Genomic DNA, 14,113 nt, shown 5'->3' with positions numbered 1-14,113 from the left:
CGATCGCGGTGGGAGCCCCATCCGGCACGGTTCCGGCAACGGGAAACCGGGTCGGGCTCAACCGCCGGACCAGGTCGCCGTGACCTGCACGAACACTCCGGCCAGACCTCCATGTGCCACCCTCAAAAGTCCCTCCCACAACACCTGAAGCAGATCGCAAAAACACTACCCGACCTGGGTAAAAGTAGATGAGAGGGTGATTCGAGACAAAACTGGACGTTGAAGGGGAACTCGCCGATGTCGTCCCCCTGGGGCGGGGAGCCGCATGACCCAGACGTGAGGGAAAGACCCTATGGCCTCGCACCGACAGACGTGGGGTTCGAAGCAGCCCGGCAAGCGCGTGGTGAGCAGACCGGGTGCTCGGCCGTCGGTTCAGCCCTTGTCCAGACATGCGTACACCTCAGTGTCCCCGGCAGCCCCTCGGGTTCCTGATCAGGCGGAGCCGGAGTCGATGACCCGCTGGAGGAGTTCGGCACCTGCCGCGTCGGCGCTTGCGATGGACTTGAGTTCCTCCACGTTGAGATAGCGGTAACTCTGCGGGACGGTAAAGGGCGACCACGCTCCGCGTAGCGTGGTGAGCGGCACGGGAGCGGGTAGTTTGCTCGGCGTATCGAGGAAGAGCGCCGACAGCGCGCCGGCCCCGGCCGCGTACTGATCGTATTCGCGCCGGGTGATTCCGGATCGGGTGGCAACGCTCTCCCAGAGGTGGCCTGGTTCAGCGATGACGACGGTGTCGACGCGGACGGTGCCGACCAGTGCCATCTCGGGCGCGGAGGCGTAGAGCACCACGAAGGTCCCCGGCGGGAAGGCGACCCGACGCCGGCGCAACTCGACGGTCTTGGTGCCGTCGAGAATCGCCGAGGCGAAGCGCGGGTGGATCGACATCAGGACCGCTCGTTTCGATGGTGGTGTCACGGTCTGGCGTGCCCTTCCTCGTACACGGCGCGGAACAGTCGCGGGCTGATCCGGAAGATCGACCGCAGGGACAACTTATGCCCCTGAGCCTCGGCGAGGTGCCGGAGACGAGCCAAAGGCACCGGGCGCGACAATATCTGTGTATCGGAGAAGCGGAGCGCCATCGCACGTCCCTCGTGGCGGTTTGCGATGTTCCTGACCTGTGCCCGATCGAAGACTCCGAGGTGGCGGAAGCGGTCGTACAACGCGTCCGCTTCGTTGACCAGGACCTCGTCGAGACGCGAACAGGCGACCACCGCAGAGATGGCGGTGCTCTTGTCGGTGCTGGCGTACCACAGCAGGCGGGCCGGTGCGGTCTCACCGTGGCGGGTCGGCGCCCGGTAGTAGACATGCTCCCGGCTGATGCCGAGTTCGTCGGGCCGGGGGATCAGTGACTCCCGGAGGCCGAACAGCAAGTCGGCTGGGACTGGTTTGATAGGGACCAGGAACGACGGAAGGGACGAATCGATCAGTTTGGCTGGCCACAGCGCGCGTTCGACGGAGGCGGCGATGTAGGCGGAGGCCGGGGCTGGAATAGCCGGTGGGGTTACCGCGATGGTCTGCACCACACGTTGGACCGCTTCGACAACGTCCGCGGTGTCGGCGCACACGTCGATGACGAGGCCAGCCCACACCTCGTCGCGTCGCATGAATCCGTCGGAGTCGAGCGCCGAGCACACCTGGTCCGACAGTCCCGGATCCGTCACGCGCACTGCATGGCCGCCGCCGTCCCGGCAGTGTCGGCGCAGGGTGAAGACCAGTTGCCGGGCCAAGGTCGATTCCAGTCGGTGCGCGAGGGTGCGTAAGACCCGGACCTCCAGGACGTGCTCGTCCATGCGCCACGCGTACAGCGCGAGCGGCTGCCCTTCGGCGTCCGCAATGAGTACGCATCGCCCATCGCCGCGCGAGATCGCTGCCCGAAGCCGCGCCGCGAGGTGGGAGTCCACACCGGTGCCCTGCTGAATGCCGAACGAGGTGAGCAGACCGTCCTGCCACGAAGTGATGACCCGGGCTTCCAACGACGTCCCCAGCAGCCCGGGACTGTACCCCTGGGACTCGCGGAGGTTGTGCACATTCGATACCACCGCCGCGGGCGGGAGCACCTGTAGCTGGCATTTTTCCCAGATCTCCTCCGCCAGCGAGGTGAGGATTTCGTCGGTGCTGACCAGGACGTGCGCCCCTGCGGCGGCGGCCTCGGCGGCATACCTGATCCGATCAGCCGCGGCCCCAGCGGGAAGGATCGCCGTGCGACGCTCGGCCGCACCGGCCAAGTGCTCCATGTGCTGCCGCACGACTTCGTCAGGGATGGACGGACGATGATAGCTGTGCGCTGCTCCCAGTGCCCTTTGTCGCTCGCCATCATCTGCGATCTTGTCGATGTCGTGCAGCAAGCGTGGAGTCACCACGATGAGGAGGAGATCGCTCAGCCACTCGGCGTGCAGCGCCTGCGCATCTTGGGCAGCCGCGGATTCAGGAGCGCCGTGCATCCTGGTCATCACACCGCAGTCGATGGCCACGATCAGAGGAGCCTCATCAGTCTGCGAGGAGAAAAGATCCGGAAGCCCGTGATCCTTCCACCACGTGGTGAGCACCGCGTGATCCGAGCCCCGGCCCGGCCGGTCCCTCAGCGGGACGAACCCGAGCTTCTCCCACATGCCACCCAGACCGTAGTCACGGCGGCAGTTGAGCTTGATGCCCCGCCGATCGGGGTGCCGACGCGTGATCTCTTCGACGAGCCGCCGAGCTACCTTATGGCCGTTCCACTCCGGAGCGACGCACAGGTGCGCCAAGCGGATCTCCTGACGTGGCAGCCCGTACAACGCGTACCCGGCCAATTGCCGACCCGCCATCGCCGCCAGCAGCGTCCCGGCGGCTGCGCTCTCTCTGAAGGCTTCGCGCGGTAAAAGGCCAAGCGTCTTGCGGTGCCGATCGCCAAGACCGATGACGGCGTCCACTAACTTGCTGTCGTTTGCTCCGACCTGAACCAGGCGCACATCTGCCACGACGCCCCCTCGGTCGGCCTTTCCCTCTTGGTCTTATTCTCCCGAATCTGTCGCGGCCATCCAGAGACACACTCCAGCCACCTGGCCGGATATTGACTCATCGAATGACTCGAACGGATGAAGACCGGTGTCCTTTGATTCAGCAGTAATGTGCTGCCTGGCCGATAGCTTCGGGCACGCCACCCAAGTACGGCCAGTTCGACGTGGCTCCGTTCGGTGCTTGTGTGGCGGCCCGGCGGGCTGGCTCCAATGTCGGCGGTACGTCAACCGTTGCTGTGGGTCCAGGGACATGCTTCTGCCGGGTAGCGTGGTCGGGTGCCATTCCGCCGTCTGTTCTTACTGCTCGTTCTGCTTGCGGTACCTCGACGCGGTGGGACTTACCGATGCCGCGGGGGACGGGCTGAGTGCACTGAGGCAGGCGGTGAGCCGCGCCTCGCGTTGCCGAGGGTCGCCAGGGGTTCGAATCTGCGGCTACGCCAACGTCAGCACCGTCGTGAGGGGCGTGAGTCGTGGGGTATTGGTCCAGATCCCCCCTCGGACACCAGCTAAGACCCCTGTTGATCAGGGGTTTTCTGCATTTCTGGGCTGTGGCGTGACCGACCACGTCACCAACGGGCCAGCGAATCCCCAGGTCGGACCAGGGGCGACAGGCCGAGTCGGCCCGCACCGGAGGCGGCCAGTCGGCGCGCTCCGTCCTTATGGGGGTGGCCGTAGCGGGCCATGGTGCAGCACGGCGAGTGGGTGCCGGACGTTGGCGGAGACCTCTACGGAGTCCTCCCCGGCCTCCAGATCGTTCGGTATCCGGATCTGGACACCAAGAAGGCCGACAACACCTCCGACGAGTCCAAGCCGGGGGCTGAGGAACATCCGTGTCAGATCGTGCGCTAAGGGTTCGCCGGGCTGTTTGGTGCTTTGACCTGGGGTGATTGAGCGTCAGAGCCTTCGTGGGTCGTTGTTTTCGATTTTCGGAGAGCTGTTGTGGCGGTCGAGTTCCTGACGGATGAGCAGGCGGCCCGGTACGGGTCGTTCCACGAGGCGCCCTCGCGGGCGGAGCTGGAGCGGTACTTCTCTGAACGTCACGATCGCCGCGCTGCTGGTCGCCCACGGCTGCAACGTCGGCTACACCCCCGTGATGGGCGGCGCGGACGCCCTGAAGTACGGGCGGCTCTCCCACGTGGACCAGACGTACCTGCGGCTGGCGACCTACCGGGCCGCGAACGCGGCCCTTATCGACCACCAGGCGTCGATCCCGCTGGCCCAGGCGTGGGGCGGGGGTCTGGTGGACTCGGTGGACGGGATGCGGCTCGTGGTCCCGGTGTCGTCGGTGTATGCGCGTCCGAACCCGAAGTATTTCGGGCGCCGGGGCGGCGCGACCTGGCTCAACATGATCAACGACCAGGCGGCGGGTCTGGGCGGGAAGGCCGTGGCCGGCACCCCGCGCGACTCCCTGTACGTGCTGGACGTCCTCTGCGACCGCGACGGCGGCCGCCGTCCGAAGATGATCGTCACCGACACCGCCTTCTACCGCGACATCGTGTTCGGACTGCTGACCCTGGCCGGGTTCGCCTACGCCCCGCAGCTCGCAGACCTGCCGGACCAGAAAATGTGGCGCATCGACCGCACCGCCGGCTACGGCGCCTTCCAGGACGCCGCCCGCGGACGGATCGACCTCGCCCGGATCGAGCGGCACTGGGAGGACATCCTGCGGATCATCGGCTCCATCCACACCGGAGCCGTCCGCGCCTACGGCGTGATCCGGATGCTGTCCCGCGACGGCCGCCCCACACCGCTGGGCGACGCGATCGCCTGACCTTGCAGACCGTCAGACGTGTGAACGGACAGAGGGAGTTCACGGTGCTGCCGAAACGCTGGATCGTAGAGCGTGCCATCAGTTGGATCATGAGCGCGGGCAGGAATGTCCGCGACTATGAAACGCCTTGCCGGATTCAGTCCCGGTGAGTGGGGGCTGCGGTCACCTGCTCTGCGGCCAGGATCGCTTGCAACAGGCCGGGGAAGCGGGTTTCCAGGTCGTCCGCACGCAGCTGGTTGAGGATCTTGTTGCCGCGGTAGTGCTGCGTGATGACGCCCGCCTCGCGGAGCACGCGGAAGTGATGGGTCGATGTCGATTTGGTGACCGGCAGGTCGAACGCACCACAAGCTTGCGCCTCGACCCCTTCGGAAAGCTGACGCACGATGCGTCGGCGCAAGGGGTCGGTGAGCGCGGCGAGGACCGCGTCAAGCCGGACCGCTTCCGTCGCGGGGTGGGGCAGCGTTCGCATGAGTTCAACCCTACCTAGCCCATGCGTGGTACGGTTCCCGTCGTACTACGAAGAGCGTCGTACAACTTTGTCCTCTCGGGTGTTTGCAGCGCCTGCGACCGTGGGACAAGCGTTGCCCCGCGCCAGTTCCGGAACTTCGAGTACGTCGCCTGACAGCTGCCGCCATCGATCCGGCCGAACACGAAAGAATCCCCAAATGAACATCGCCGTCGTTTTATTCCCTCGCCTCACCGCCCTGGACGCAGTCGGGCCCTACGAAACGTTGCAGCGACTGCCTGACACCACGGTGACCTTCGTGGGCCATCAGCGCGGAGAGGTCCGGACCGAAAACGGATACCTCGGCCTGACCGTCGACAAGACCTTCGACGAGGTCGTCGCGCCGGATGTCGTCATCGTGCCCGGTGGGATCGGCGTTCTCGACTTGCTGGAGGACAAGGTCCTGCTCGACTGGCTGCGGTCGGCCCACGCCACCAGCCGCTTCACCACCTCGGTCTGCACCGGATCTCTGCTCCTGGCGGCCGCAGGACTGCTGCCCGGCCTCGAAGCGACCACGCACTGGGCCTTCATGGACAAGCTGACCGAGCTCGGTGCCGTTCCGACCTCCACCCGAGTGGTCGAGCACCTGGAGCAGCGGACCATCATTGCCGCTGGCGTCTCCTCCGGGATCGACATGGCTCTGCGCTTGGCAGAGCTGCTCACCGACCAGGTGACTGCGCAGGCCATGCAGCTGATGGTGGAGTACGACCCGCAGCCGCCCTTCGACGCGGGCAGCGTGGAGAAGGCCGGCCCGCTGGTCACGGCCCGAGCCGAGAAGCTGTTCCAGGAAAAGGACTGAGCGCGCGGTGCGCGGGCGACCCGGGCGATGTCGCCCGCGCACCAGCCGCTGCCCGACCTGACCGTCGGAGCCGTGCTGGTACCGGCCGGTGTACGTGTCCGTCTATGGCGAATCCTGCACAGAACCGGGGCGGAGCAGCTCCCGCAGGTCTTTGAAACCGTCACCGAAGCCGAGGCCACCCTCGGCGACTGAAACACGGGCCCCGGTGTGGCGCGTCTTCTCGAGATGGTTATGCCCCGGAGAACGGACAGCAGACGGTGACCGCTTCGGAAGGCACCACCACCTGACGCGGCAGCACGCTCACCGAATACGTCAGCGGGAGGGCGGTGCGGTGCGGGCGCGCGGTAGATGAGCAGCGGTACCGGGGAGGTCGCTGCAACCCTGACGCTTCAGCCGCGGCGCCACCGCTCGATGCGCTTCTCCCAGGCCCGATCGTCCGTGGTCTCCAGGAAGCCGCGGTGGTTGATGAGCAGGTACACCTCGTCGGCCGATGCATTGGTGGTGTTGAGGATGAGGGGTTGGCCTGCGTTCAGCAGGCCACCGAGGAAGCGGCCGTAGAGGTGGGTGAAGCGGGTTTCTGCCGCGGTGATGTCCGCGCGGGTGAGGGTGAGATCGCCCTTGTCGGACCAGCCGGTGAGGACGAGCAGGTCGGGGTGCAGGATGATCCGGCCGCGGCGCTGGAAGAGAGTCCTTTGGCTGATGCCGGCGGCGATCTTCGTCGCTGCTCGCTTCTCGCTCAACTCGCGGGCGGTGGCGCCGATGTAGTCGGCCTCGGCGAGCGGAGTGCCGATTTCGTTCATGGGGATCCTCCGGAGGGGTTCGTTCGTACGGTCCGCCGCGGGAGATGTGCGGATCACGGGCGTCAGGAGTTGCGCGACCAGAAGGCGCAGCGGTGTTCGGCCGCCGCGTCCACGCCGGAGAGCGTGTTCCGAGCCAGCTGCTGGGTGTGCGGGAAGGGCGGCCAGTCGTCGCCGGGCGTGCCTGTTCTGGCGAACGTCGTCCACGCGGCGATCATGCGTCGGGAGAGGGCGGACTGTCCGTCGTCGAGGCGGAGGTCGCCCATGCCGAACAGGTAGGGCAGCTCCGCGCTGTGGTAGGCGCCCAGCGGGAAGTCGGGGCGGAGGTCGGGTGCGGGTGGGTGGCGGTCGGCGAACTCGTAGCTGTAGACCGGAACATGCCTGGCCAGCAGCCGGTCGGCGGCCAGCGTGGGGCACACCCAGCTGCGGTCGGTGCCGATCTTGGCCCAGGTCAGTGCGGGCGTGGCGCCGGGCGGGTACGCGCGGGCGATGCGGTCCGCTTGCCGCCGGCCGTAGGTCTCGGTGAGCAGGCGGCGGTAGTCCGCTGCCGTCATCGGCCCGTCCAGCGTGAACAGGGCGGCAAACAGCCGGTGTTCATCACGGGTGTTGCCCTGCAGGACGGGCACGCGAAGGACGTTGCCGGTGGCGAGCGCGCGGGCCGGCGAGTGGGGCAGGACACTCGTCCCGTAGGCGGGCTGGTGGAAGCGCCCGTTGAGGGACAACACGTCCTTGACGGGCTTGGCACGCAGGCACTTCAGGCTGCGGCAGCCCAGAGCGCCGCGGCCCGTGGCGGCCAGCTTGTCCTGGTGGGCGAAATAGGTGGCGGCGGGGTCGCCGGGCGCGAGCGTGTTCTTGGGCCAGTTCTGCAGGCAGGAGCCGCTTTGGATGACCGCGCGGTGGAAGAGTCCGGCGGCCTTGGGCGAGGTGAGCTGGGCGCACACGCTCGCGCCTCCGGAGGACTCGCCCATGAGCGTGACGTTGCCGGGATCACCGCCGAACGCGGCAGCGTTGTCCCGTACCCAGCGCAGCGCCGCCTGCTGGTCCTGCAGGCCGAAAGCCCCGGAGTCAGGCAGGTCCGGATGGGCGAAGAAGCCCAGGGCGCCCAGGCGCGAGTTGACAGTCACGACCGTGACGTCGCCTTGCCGGGCCATCCGGGTGGCGTCGTACTGATCCCCGGAGCCCGAGCTGAAGGCCCCGCCGTGCAACCAAACCACGACCGGCCGCGGGGCCGGGCGGTCCGCTCCATCGGCGGGCGCGGTGACGCTGAGGTACAGGCAGTCCTCCGCGGACTCCGCCACCTCGGGCTGCGCGCAGGCCGGTCCGGGCTCGGCCGCCGACCGCGTGCCGGTCCAGGTGGGTGGCGCGGCCGGGGGTCGCCAGCGCAGCGGGCCGACCGGAGGCGCAGCGTAGGGGATGCCCTGATAGGTAGTGACGCCGTCGGCGGTTACGCCCTCCAGGCGGCCCTGGCGAGTACGGGCGGTGTCCGACCGGGCCTCGGGGTGCTGTCCGTGGGCAGGCTGCCTGTGCGGATGCTGCCCGGCCGTCGCCGGTGAGGTCCGCACCGCGTCCGCTGTGCCCATCACCGCCACGAGGAGGGCCGCGCCCAATGCGGCGCCGGTGGTGGAGCGTCGCTTCGACATGGTCCGGTCCCCTCCCTCGTGCCGCTGCGGTGTGCAGGCGGACCATCACTTTTTACAATACGTTCGTATTGCCAAAGCGACATTAGGCTGATTCGCCCAGGAGGGCAAGCACGAGGAAGAGAGGTGCCCGTCGACGTGCCGCGACAGGTAGACCACAAGGCCCGCCGGGACCAGATCGCCGAGGCGCTGCTGGACATCGTCGCCGGCCATGGGCTGGAAGCGATCTCCGTACGGGCCGTGGCGGCGCAGATGGGCGTCTCAGCCGGCCGCATCCAGCACTACTTCGCCACCAAGGACGAAATGCTCGCCTATGCGATCGAGTACCAGGACTGGCTGGTCCAGCAGCGGTGGAACGAGCAGGCATGGCCCGAGGGCGACCCCACCCCCCGGGAGGCGCTGCGCTGGGTGCTGCTGGAGACGATCCCCAGGGACGACCGGCGTCGCCGCGAGTGGCTCGTCGGCGTCGCGTACCTCATCCGCATGCTTGCGAACCCCAACCTGCGAGCCCTCTACGTCGACGGGCTGCCCCGCCTCTACCGGCTCCTCGCCGACCTCGTCCGCATGGCCCAGGAAGCCGGCGACATCGCGCCGGACCGCGACCCAGATGTGGAAGCGGAACTGCTCTTCGGCCTCGCCGACTCGCAGGGTCCACCCGTCGTCCTGGGCCTGCGTACCCCCGAACAAGCCACCGCTGCCATCGACTATTACCTTGACCATCTCTTCCAGTAACCGCCGACGGCGGGGCATCGACTGACCAGAATGTGGCCTTTCCTGAGGAGATCGTCCAAGGTGGGGGGCGCGGCCGCCGCCCTGGCCATGGTCTTCAAGCTCGTCGAGTCCGCCCAGCAGCGGTGGCGGGCCGTGAAAGCACTCCACCTCGTCGCCCTGGTCCGTGCCGGAACCCGCTTCGAGCGCGGCCACCTCGTCGAACGCTCCGAGAGCCACGCGGCCTGAACCACCGCGGCTGAACCACCGGTCATGACTCCTGACCCCTCAGCCTGAGGTTCCCCCGCTGTACGGGGGTGGCTGACTAGCTGGTCAGGGCGGGTTGATCCACGGCGGTCAGGAGCGGTCGTTGCCGCCTTGGTCCATGCCGCGCATCATCACCGCCATCATGGCCACGCACATGATGGCGAGGACCAAGAAGCCGGCGCTGAGGATGCCGGTCACGACCAGCACGATCACGGCGACGATCATTGGGACGCAGCAAGCGGGCATCAGCCATCCGTGCTTGCTCCGTTTGTCCTCGCCGGGCGTGGTGTGGCGGGTGCTCATGTCCGGCTCCGTCGGGCCCGGGGCACGTGGCCGGGCTTGGCGTACAGCGGGCAGTGCCCGGTCGCACCCGTGATCATCAGGTCCGGCCCGGCCGGGAGCAGCAGCACCTTCAGTACGACGGCGGGTGCGCCGCCGACGGTGGTGAGCGGGATGATCGCGATGATGGCGGCGGCCAGGCCCAGCAGGACGCGGCCCGCGCGCTCGGCGGGGCCGATGTTCACCGTGCGCCAGGCGGGGGCGCCGGGGCGGTGGGTGACAGGCGCGGCTTGCGGGTGGGGGCGGTCCGGTCAGGGGGATGGTGGACCTGGGGACCTGGGTGGCGATCGTCGGAGGGTGGCCAGGCGCCGCTCGTATTCTTCTTCGTCGATCTCGCCGCGTGCGTACCGCTCGGCGAGGATCTGCTGGGGGCTGTCGGGCGGCGGCGTCTTGTGCCAGGTGGTGGGCCCGCCACCGGGCGAGGTAGGGCGGGCCAGGGCCCGGTAGAGCAGGACGCCGATGGCGATGATCAGCGCCCAGAACACCACCATGCTGATCGACATCGCGAACCAGCCCCAGCCGTTCATGCCGTGGCCGTACCAGAACATCATGCCCGCCTCACTTCCCCAGGTCGGCCGGGCGCAGGCACTCGGCCCTGGTGAGGTTGTTCCCTGCTGTCATCGTCGCTCGTGCCTCGCCGGGTGTGCTGGGGCCTGCAGGTCCCCGGCCGGTGGGCCGGTCAGCCCCTACCGGGTACCGGTGCCTGCGCGCGACGCTGGCACCAGGGGGCGGGAAGGGGACGGTCTGCCTGTGAACGCCCTGGATCTGGTTGTCATCGCCGCCGCCGTTGTCGTGGTCGCCGGGCTGGGCTGGTATTTCTTCGGGCCGCGCCGGGCCCGCACCGCGACCGTGGAGGGCGGGCTGCAGAGGGTCGGCATCACGGTGCGCGGCGGTTACAGCCCGAGCGTCATCCGGGTGCGCCAGGGCATGCCGGTGGAGCTGGTCTTCGACCGGCAGGAGTCCGGGGAGTGCACCTCGCGGGTGGTCTTCCCCGACCTGCGGGTCAGCGCGGGCCTGCCCGCCCACACGCGTACGACCGTGCGGCTGCGGCCCGAGGAGGCCGGGTCCTTCGGATTCGCGTGCGGGATGAACATGATCCACGGAACCCTGCTGGTCGACCCGGCCGCCCCCGGGCAGGGCGGGCAGGTCTCCGCCGACGGTGGCCAGGCTCGGCCCACTACCGCCAGGTCGCCCGGTGGGCCACCGGAGGGCGAGAGCGCGGCGGGCGCGGATGCGGCGGAGGCCGCAGAGCGGCGCGCGGAGATCCATGACCTGACCCGGCGGCTCGCGGTGGGCGCGGTGCTGACGCTGCCGGTACTGGTCGCGGTCATGGCGCACGAGCTGTTCGGCGCCGGCTGGGTGCCGGGATGGATGCTGAACCACTGGTTCCAGCTGGCGCTGGTCACGCCCGTGATGTTCTACACCGGCCGTCCGATCCACACCACCGGCCGGCTGGCCCTGCGGCACCGCTCGGCCGACATGAACTCACTGATCACCCTGGGTACGACCGCCGCCTACGGTTACAGCCTGCTGGTCACCCTCGCCCCTTCTCTGTTCCCGGCCGGGGTCCGCGCGGTGTACTTCGAGGCGGTGGGGGTGATCCTCACCCTGATCCTGCTGGGCCGGCTGCTGGAAGCCCGCGCCAGGGCAGGCACGGGCGAGGCCATCCGGTCCCTGCTCGGGCTGCGGGCCCGCACCGCCCGCGTGCTGCGCGACGGCACCCCGGTGGAGATCCCGGTCGACGACGTCGCCGTGGGAGACGAGCTGTTGATCCGCCCCGGGGAGAAGGTGCCGGCCGACGGCGACGTCCTGGCCGGGTCCTCGGCGGTGGACGAATCCATGGTCACCGGCGAACCGATGCCGGTCACCAAACACCCCGGGGATACCCTGATCGGCGCCACCGTCAACGGCACCGGATCCCTGCGGGTACGGGTGGCCAAGGTCGGCGCCGACACCATGCTGGCCCAGATCATCCGCCTCGTTCAGCAGGCCCAGGCGTCCAAAGCCCCCATCCAGCGGCTCGCCGACGCCGTCTCCGCCTACTTCGTCCCCGCCGTGATCGCCATCGCGGTCGCCACCTTCGCCGTCTGGTTCACCCTCGGCCCGCCCCCGGCCCTGACCCTCGCCCTGGTCTCCGCCGTCGCCGTACTGATCATCGCCTGCCCCTGCGCGCTGGGCCTGGCCACCCCTCTGTCGGTCATGGTCGGCACCGGCAAAGGCGCGCAGGCGGGCATCCTCATCCGTTCGGCCGAGGCCCTGGAGACCGCCCACAAGCTCGACACCATCGTGCTGGACAAGACCGGCACTATCACCGCGGGCAAGCCCGTCCTCACCGACGTGCACCCGGCCGACGGCTACGACGAGAGCGGACTGCTGGCGCTGGTGGCAGCCGCCGAGGACATGAGCGAACACCCCCTCGCCACCGCGATCGTGGCCGGCGCCCGGCAGCGGGGCCTCGACCTCCCGGCAGCCGACGCCTTCGATTCGATCACCGGCAATGGCGTCCGCGCCACCGCCGACGGCCACACCCTCCTGGTCGGCACCGCCCGCCTGCTCACCGACGCCCACATCGACACCGGGGCCCTCCAACCCGTGGCAACGAACCTGTCGGCCCAGGGCAAGACCCCGGTGCTCGCCGCCATCGACGGAACACCCGCCGGGGTGCTCGCCGTCGCCGACACCGTCAAGGACGACTCCGCCGCCGCCATCGCCGCCCTGCGGCGGCTCGGCCTGGACATCGTCATCATCACCGGCGACAACGCCCGCACCGCCGAAGCCATCGCCCGCCGGGTCGGCGTGGCCCGGGTGCTGGCCGAGGTGCTGCCCGAGCACAAGGCGGACGAGATCCGCCGCCTACAGGGCGAGGGGCGCACGGTCGGCATGGTCGGCGACGGCATCAACGACGCCCCCGCCCTGGCCGCCGCCGACGTCGGACTCGCCATCGGCACCGGCACCGACGTCGCCATCGAAGCCGCCGACATCACCCTCATCTCCGGCTCCCTGGCCGGCGTGGTCACCGCCATCCGGCTCTCCCGGGCCACCATGCGCAACATCCGCCAGAACCTGTTCTTCGCCCTGGTCTACAACGCCGTCGGCGTCCCCGTCGCCGCAGGCGCCCTCTACCCCCTGTGGGGCCTGCGCCTCAGCCCCGTGCTCGCCGCGGCCGCCATGGCCCTGTCCTCCCTGTCGGTCGTCACCAACTCCAACCGCCTGCGTCACTGGCACACCACCCCGCCACCACCCGCCACACCTGCCCGCGCCGAGCCTCACGCGGAGCCCACCACGGACCGCTCCCCGACCGCGAGCGGCACCCGCGAAGGAGGCCCACCGCGATGACCACCGCCCACCACCACGCCACCCGGAAACCGGCACCGCCCGGATACACGGGTCACTGGATCCGGTGGAGCGATACCGGCACCGAGCCGCGACCCTGGCGACGGCGCGCCTCGCGTACGCCTTCCCGTGCCCGAAGACCGCGATGACGAGATCACCCGGCTCGGGCACACCCTCAACCAGATGCTCGACCGCCTCGAAGCATCCGCCGAACGCGAACGCGAACGCGAACGCCGCCTCGTCGCCGACGCCAGCCATGAACTGCGCACGCCCCGGTCTCTGCTGCGCGCAGAACTGGACGTCGCCCTGCACCGCCCGCGCGGCGCGGACGAACTCACCGAGACCCTCCGCTCGGTCGACGCCGAGGTCCAGCGGCTCATCGACCTCTCCAACGCCCTGCCCGACCTCGAAGAGCTCGGCAGCAGCGAGCACATCGCCCGCTCGCCGGAGGACCTGGCCGAACTGGTCGGCACCGCCGTCTTCGCGGCCTTGCGAGTCGCCGAACGCGCTGGCCGTTCCCTCACCGTCGATGCCGCCGCCACTACCGTGAACGTGGACGCACGCCGGCTCCGCCCCGCCATCGGCAGCCTGATCAGCAACGCCCTGCGCCACGGGCAGGGGGATGTCCGCGTTACGGCGTCTGCCACCGAAGGCAGGCTCAGGCTGACCGTCACCAATGAAGGGCCCGGATTCCCAACCGAGTTCCTGCCCTGCGCGTTCGACCGCTTCACCCGCGCCGAAGCCAGCCGCACCAGCGAAGGATCCGGCCTGGGACTCGCCTTCGTCGCCGCGGTAGCCGCCGCCCACGGCGGTACGGCCCGTGCCGAGAACACCCCCACCGGTTCCGTCGTGACCCTCGATCTTGCCTGCTGAGTTCCGTCAGGGTGCCCAGTGTGTCCCTGGCGCGGCTGTTGCCGCGTCACCGCCCGGGGGCGGACCGGCCTGTCGAGAAACGCCCCTG

General features: G+C 69.2%; 13 protein-coding genes and 2 pseudogenes. 7 read left to right on the top strand and 8 right to left on the bottom strand.

From position 1 onward, the window contains the following. Positions 1–432: 432 nt before the first annotated feature. Both ASC60_RS09595 and ASC60_RS09590 read right to left on the bottom strand, forming a co-directional pair. Positions 433–885: an ASCH domain-containing protein gene (locus tag ASC60_RS09595; RefSeq protein ID WP_055548944.1), complete on the bottom strand. Its 453-nt coding sequence runs from the start codon at positions 883–885 to the stop codon at positions 433–435. A gap of 26 nt (positions 886–911) precedes the next feature. After that, positions 912–2,957, bottom strand: coding sequence for a GNAT family N-acetyltransferase (locus ASC60_RS09590; protein ID WP_107097029.1), 2,046 nt, complete (start codon positions 2,955–2,957; stop codon positions 912–914). A 720-nt stretch (positions 2,958–3,677) separates the two neighbouring features. Here ASC60_RS09590 and ASC60_RS41575 point away from each other — a divergent pair. Together ASC60_RS41575 and ASC60_RS09585 are read left to right on the top strand one after the other, a co-directional pair. Next, entirely contained in the window at positions 3,678–3,845 is a 168-nt protein-coding gene (locus ASC60_RS41575) for a hypothetical protein (protein ID WP_159043230.1), read from the top strand. A gap of 181 nt (positions 3,846–4,026) precedes the next feature. Then, positions 4,027–4,764 (top strand): annotated as a pseudogene (locus ASC60_RS09585) (Tn3 family transposase); the annotation flags it as partial. Positions 4,765–4,903: 139 nt separating this feature from the next. On the opposite strand, the gene ASC60_RS09580 reads toward ASC60_RS09585, so the two are convergent. Further along, positions 4,904–5,236 (bottom strand): helix-turn-helix transcriptional regulator, encoded by a 333-nt coding sequence (locus tag ASC60_RS09580; RefSeq protein ID WP_055548940.1) that lies wholly within the window; start codon positions 5,234–5,236, stop codon positions 4,904–4,906. A gap of 196 nt (positions 5,237–5,432) precedes the next feature. Between ASC60_RS09580 and ASC60_RS09575 the strand changes: the two genes are divergently transcribed. Continuing rightward, entirely contained in the window at positions 5,433–6,071 is a 639-nt protein-coding gene (locus tag ASC60_RS09575; protein WP_055548938.1) for a DJ-1/PfpI family protein, read from the top strand. Positions 6,072–6,460: 389 nt separating this feature from the next. On the opposite strand, the gene ASC60_RS09570 is transcribed toward ASC60_RS09575, so the two are convergent. Then, positions 6,461–6,871, bottom strand: a complete 411-nt coding sequence (locus tag ASC60_RS09570) for a hypothetical protein (RefSeq protein ID WP_055548936.1) — start codon at positions 6,869–6,871, stop codon at positions 6,461–6,463. A gap of 62 nt (positions 6,872–6,933) precedes the next feature. Beyond that, entirely contained in the window at positions 6,934–8,508 is a 1,575-nt protein-coding gene (locus ASC60_RS09565) for a carboxylesterase/lipase family protein (RefSeq protein ID WP_055548934.1), read from the bottom strand. A gap of 135 nt (positions 8,509–8,643) precedes the next feature. Here ASC60_RS09565 and ASC60_RS09560 point away from each other — a divergent pair, with 135 nt between their 5' ends. Both ASC60_RS09560 and ASC60_RS09555 read left to right on the top strand, forming a co-directional pair. Next, positions 8,644–9,237, top strand: a complete 594-nt coding sequence (locus ASC60_RS09560) for a TetR/AcrR family transcriptional regulator (RefSeq protein ID WP_079038347.1) — start codon at positions 8,644–8,646, stop codon at positions 9,235–9,237. A gap of 63 nt (positions 9,238–9,300) precedes the next feature. Next, positions 9,301–9,462 (top strand): annotated as a pseudogene (locus ASC60_RS09555) (IS256 family transposase); the annotation flags it as partial. A 108-nt stretch (positions 9,463–9,570) separates the two neighbouring features. On the opposite strand, the gene ASC60_RS09550 reads toward ASC60_RS09555, so the two are convergent. From ASC60_RS09550 to ASC60_RS09540, 3 genes are all read right to left on the bottom strand, one after another. Beyond that, positions 9,571–9,783 carry a hypothetical protein gene (locus ASC60_RS09550; protein ID WP_055548929.1) on the bottom strand — a complete coding sequence of 71 codons (213 nt, stop codon included), beginning with the start codon at positions 9,781–9,783 and terminating at the stop codon, positions 9,571–9,573. Next, positions 9,780–10,004, bottom strand: coding sequence for a DUF2892 domain-containing protein (locus tag ASC60_RS09545; protein ID WP_055548927.1), 225 nt, complete (start codon positions 10,002–10,004; stop codon positions 9,780–9,782). Before ASC60_RS09545 ends, ASC60_RS09550 begins: the two co-directional genes overlap by 4 nt. Before the next feature lie 66 nt (positions 10,005–10,070). Beyond that, positions 10,071–10,370, bottom strand: a complete 300-nt coding sequence (locus ASC60_RS09540; protein ID WP_199830909.1) for an SHOCT domain-containing protein — start codon at positions 10,368–10,370, stop codon at positions 10,071–10,073. A gap of 199 nt (positions 10,371–10,569) precedes the next feature. Between ASC60_RS09540 and ASC60_RS09535 the strand changes: the two genes are divergently transcribed. Together ASC60_RS09535 and ASC60_RS09530 are read left to right on the top strand one after the other, a co-directional pair. Then, on the top strand, positions 10,570–13,155 hold the full coding sequence (locus ASC60_RS09535) for a heavy metal translocating P-type ATPase (protein WP_055548925.1): 2,586 nt from the start codon (positions 10,570–10,572) through the stop codon (positions 13,153–13,155). A gap of 126 nt (positions 13,156–13,281) precedes the next feature. Then, on the top strand, positions 13,282–14,025 hold the full coding sequence (locus ASC60_RS09530; protein WP_055548923.1) for a HAMP domain-containing sensor histidine kinase: 744 nt from the start codon (positions 13,282–13,284) through the stop codon (positions 14,023–14,025). Positions 14,026–14,113: the final 88 nt, after the last annotated feature.

The organism is Streptomyces sp. NBRC 110028 (assembly GCF_001417735.1).
Lineage (GTDB): Bacteria > Actinomycetota > Actinomycetes > Streptomycetales > Streptomycetaceae > Streptomyces.
Note: the sequence above shows the minus strand (reverse complement) of the source record. Positions and strands in the feature narration are given on the sequence as shown.

Coding starts and splice junctions, on each gene's coding strand:
- ASC60_RS09595 (WP_055548944.1), bottom strand. CDS start 885: ATGTCGATCCACCCGCGCTTCGCCTCGGCGATTCTCGACGGCACCAAG.
- ASC60_RS41575 (WP_159043230.1), top strand. CDS start 3,678: ATGGTGCAGCACGGCGAGTGGGTGCCGGACGTTGGCGGAGACCTCTAC.
- ASC60_RS09580 (WP_055548940.1), bottom strand. CDS start 5,236: ATGCGAACGCTGCCCCACCCCGCGACGGAAGCGGTCCGGCTTGACGCG.
- ASC60_RS09575 (WP_055548938.1), top strand. CDS start 5,433: ATGAACATCGCCGTCGTTTTATTCCCTCGCCTCACCGCCCTGGACGCA.
- ASC60_RS09570 (WP_055548936.1), bottom strand. CDS start 6,871: ATGAACGAAATCGGCACTCCGCTCGCCGAGGCCGACTACATCGGCGCC.
- ASC60_RS09565 (WP_055548934.1), bottom strand. CDS start 8,508: ATGTCGAAGCGACGCTCCACCACCGGCGCCGCATTGGGCGCGGCCCTC.
- ASC60_RS09550 (WP_055548929.1), bottom strand. CDS start 9,783: ATGAGCACCCGCCACACCACGCCCGGCGAGGACAAACGGAGCAAGCAC.
- ASC60_RS09540 (WP_199830909.1), bottom strand. CDS start 10,370: ATGATGTTCTGGTACGGCCACGGCATGAACGGCTGGGGCTGGTTCGCG.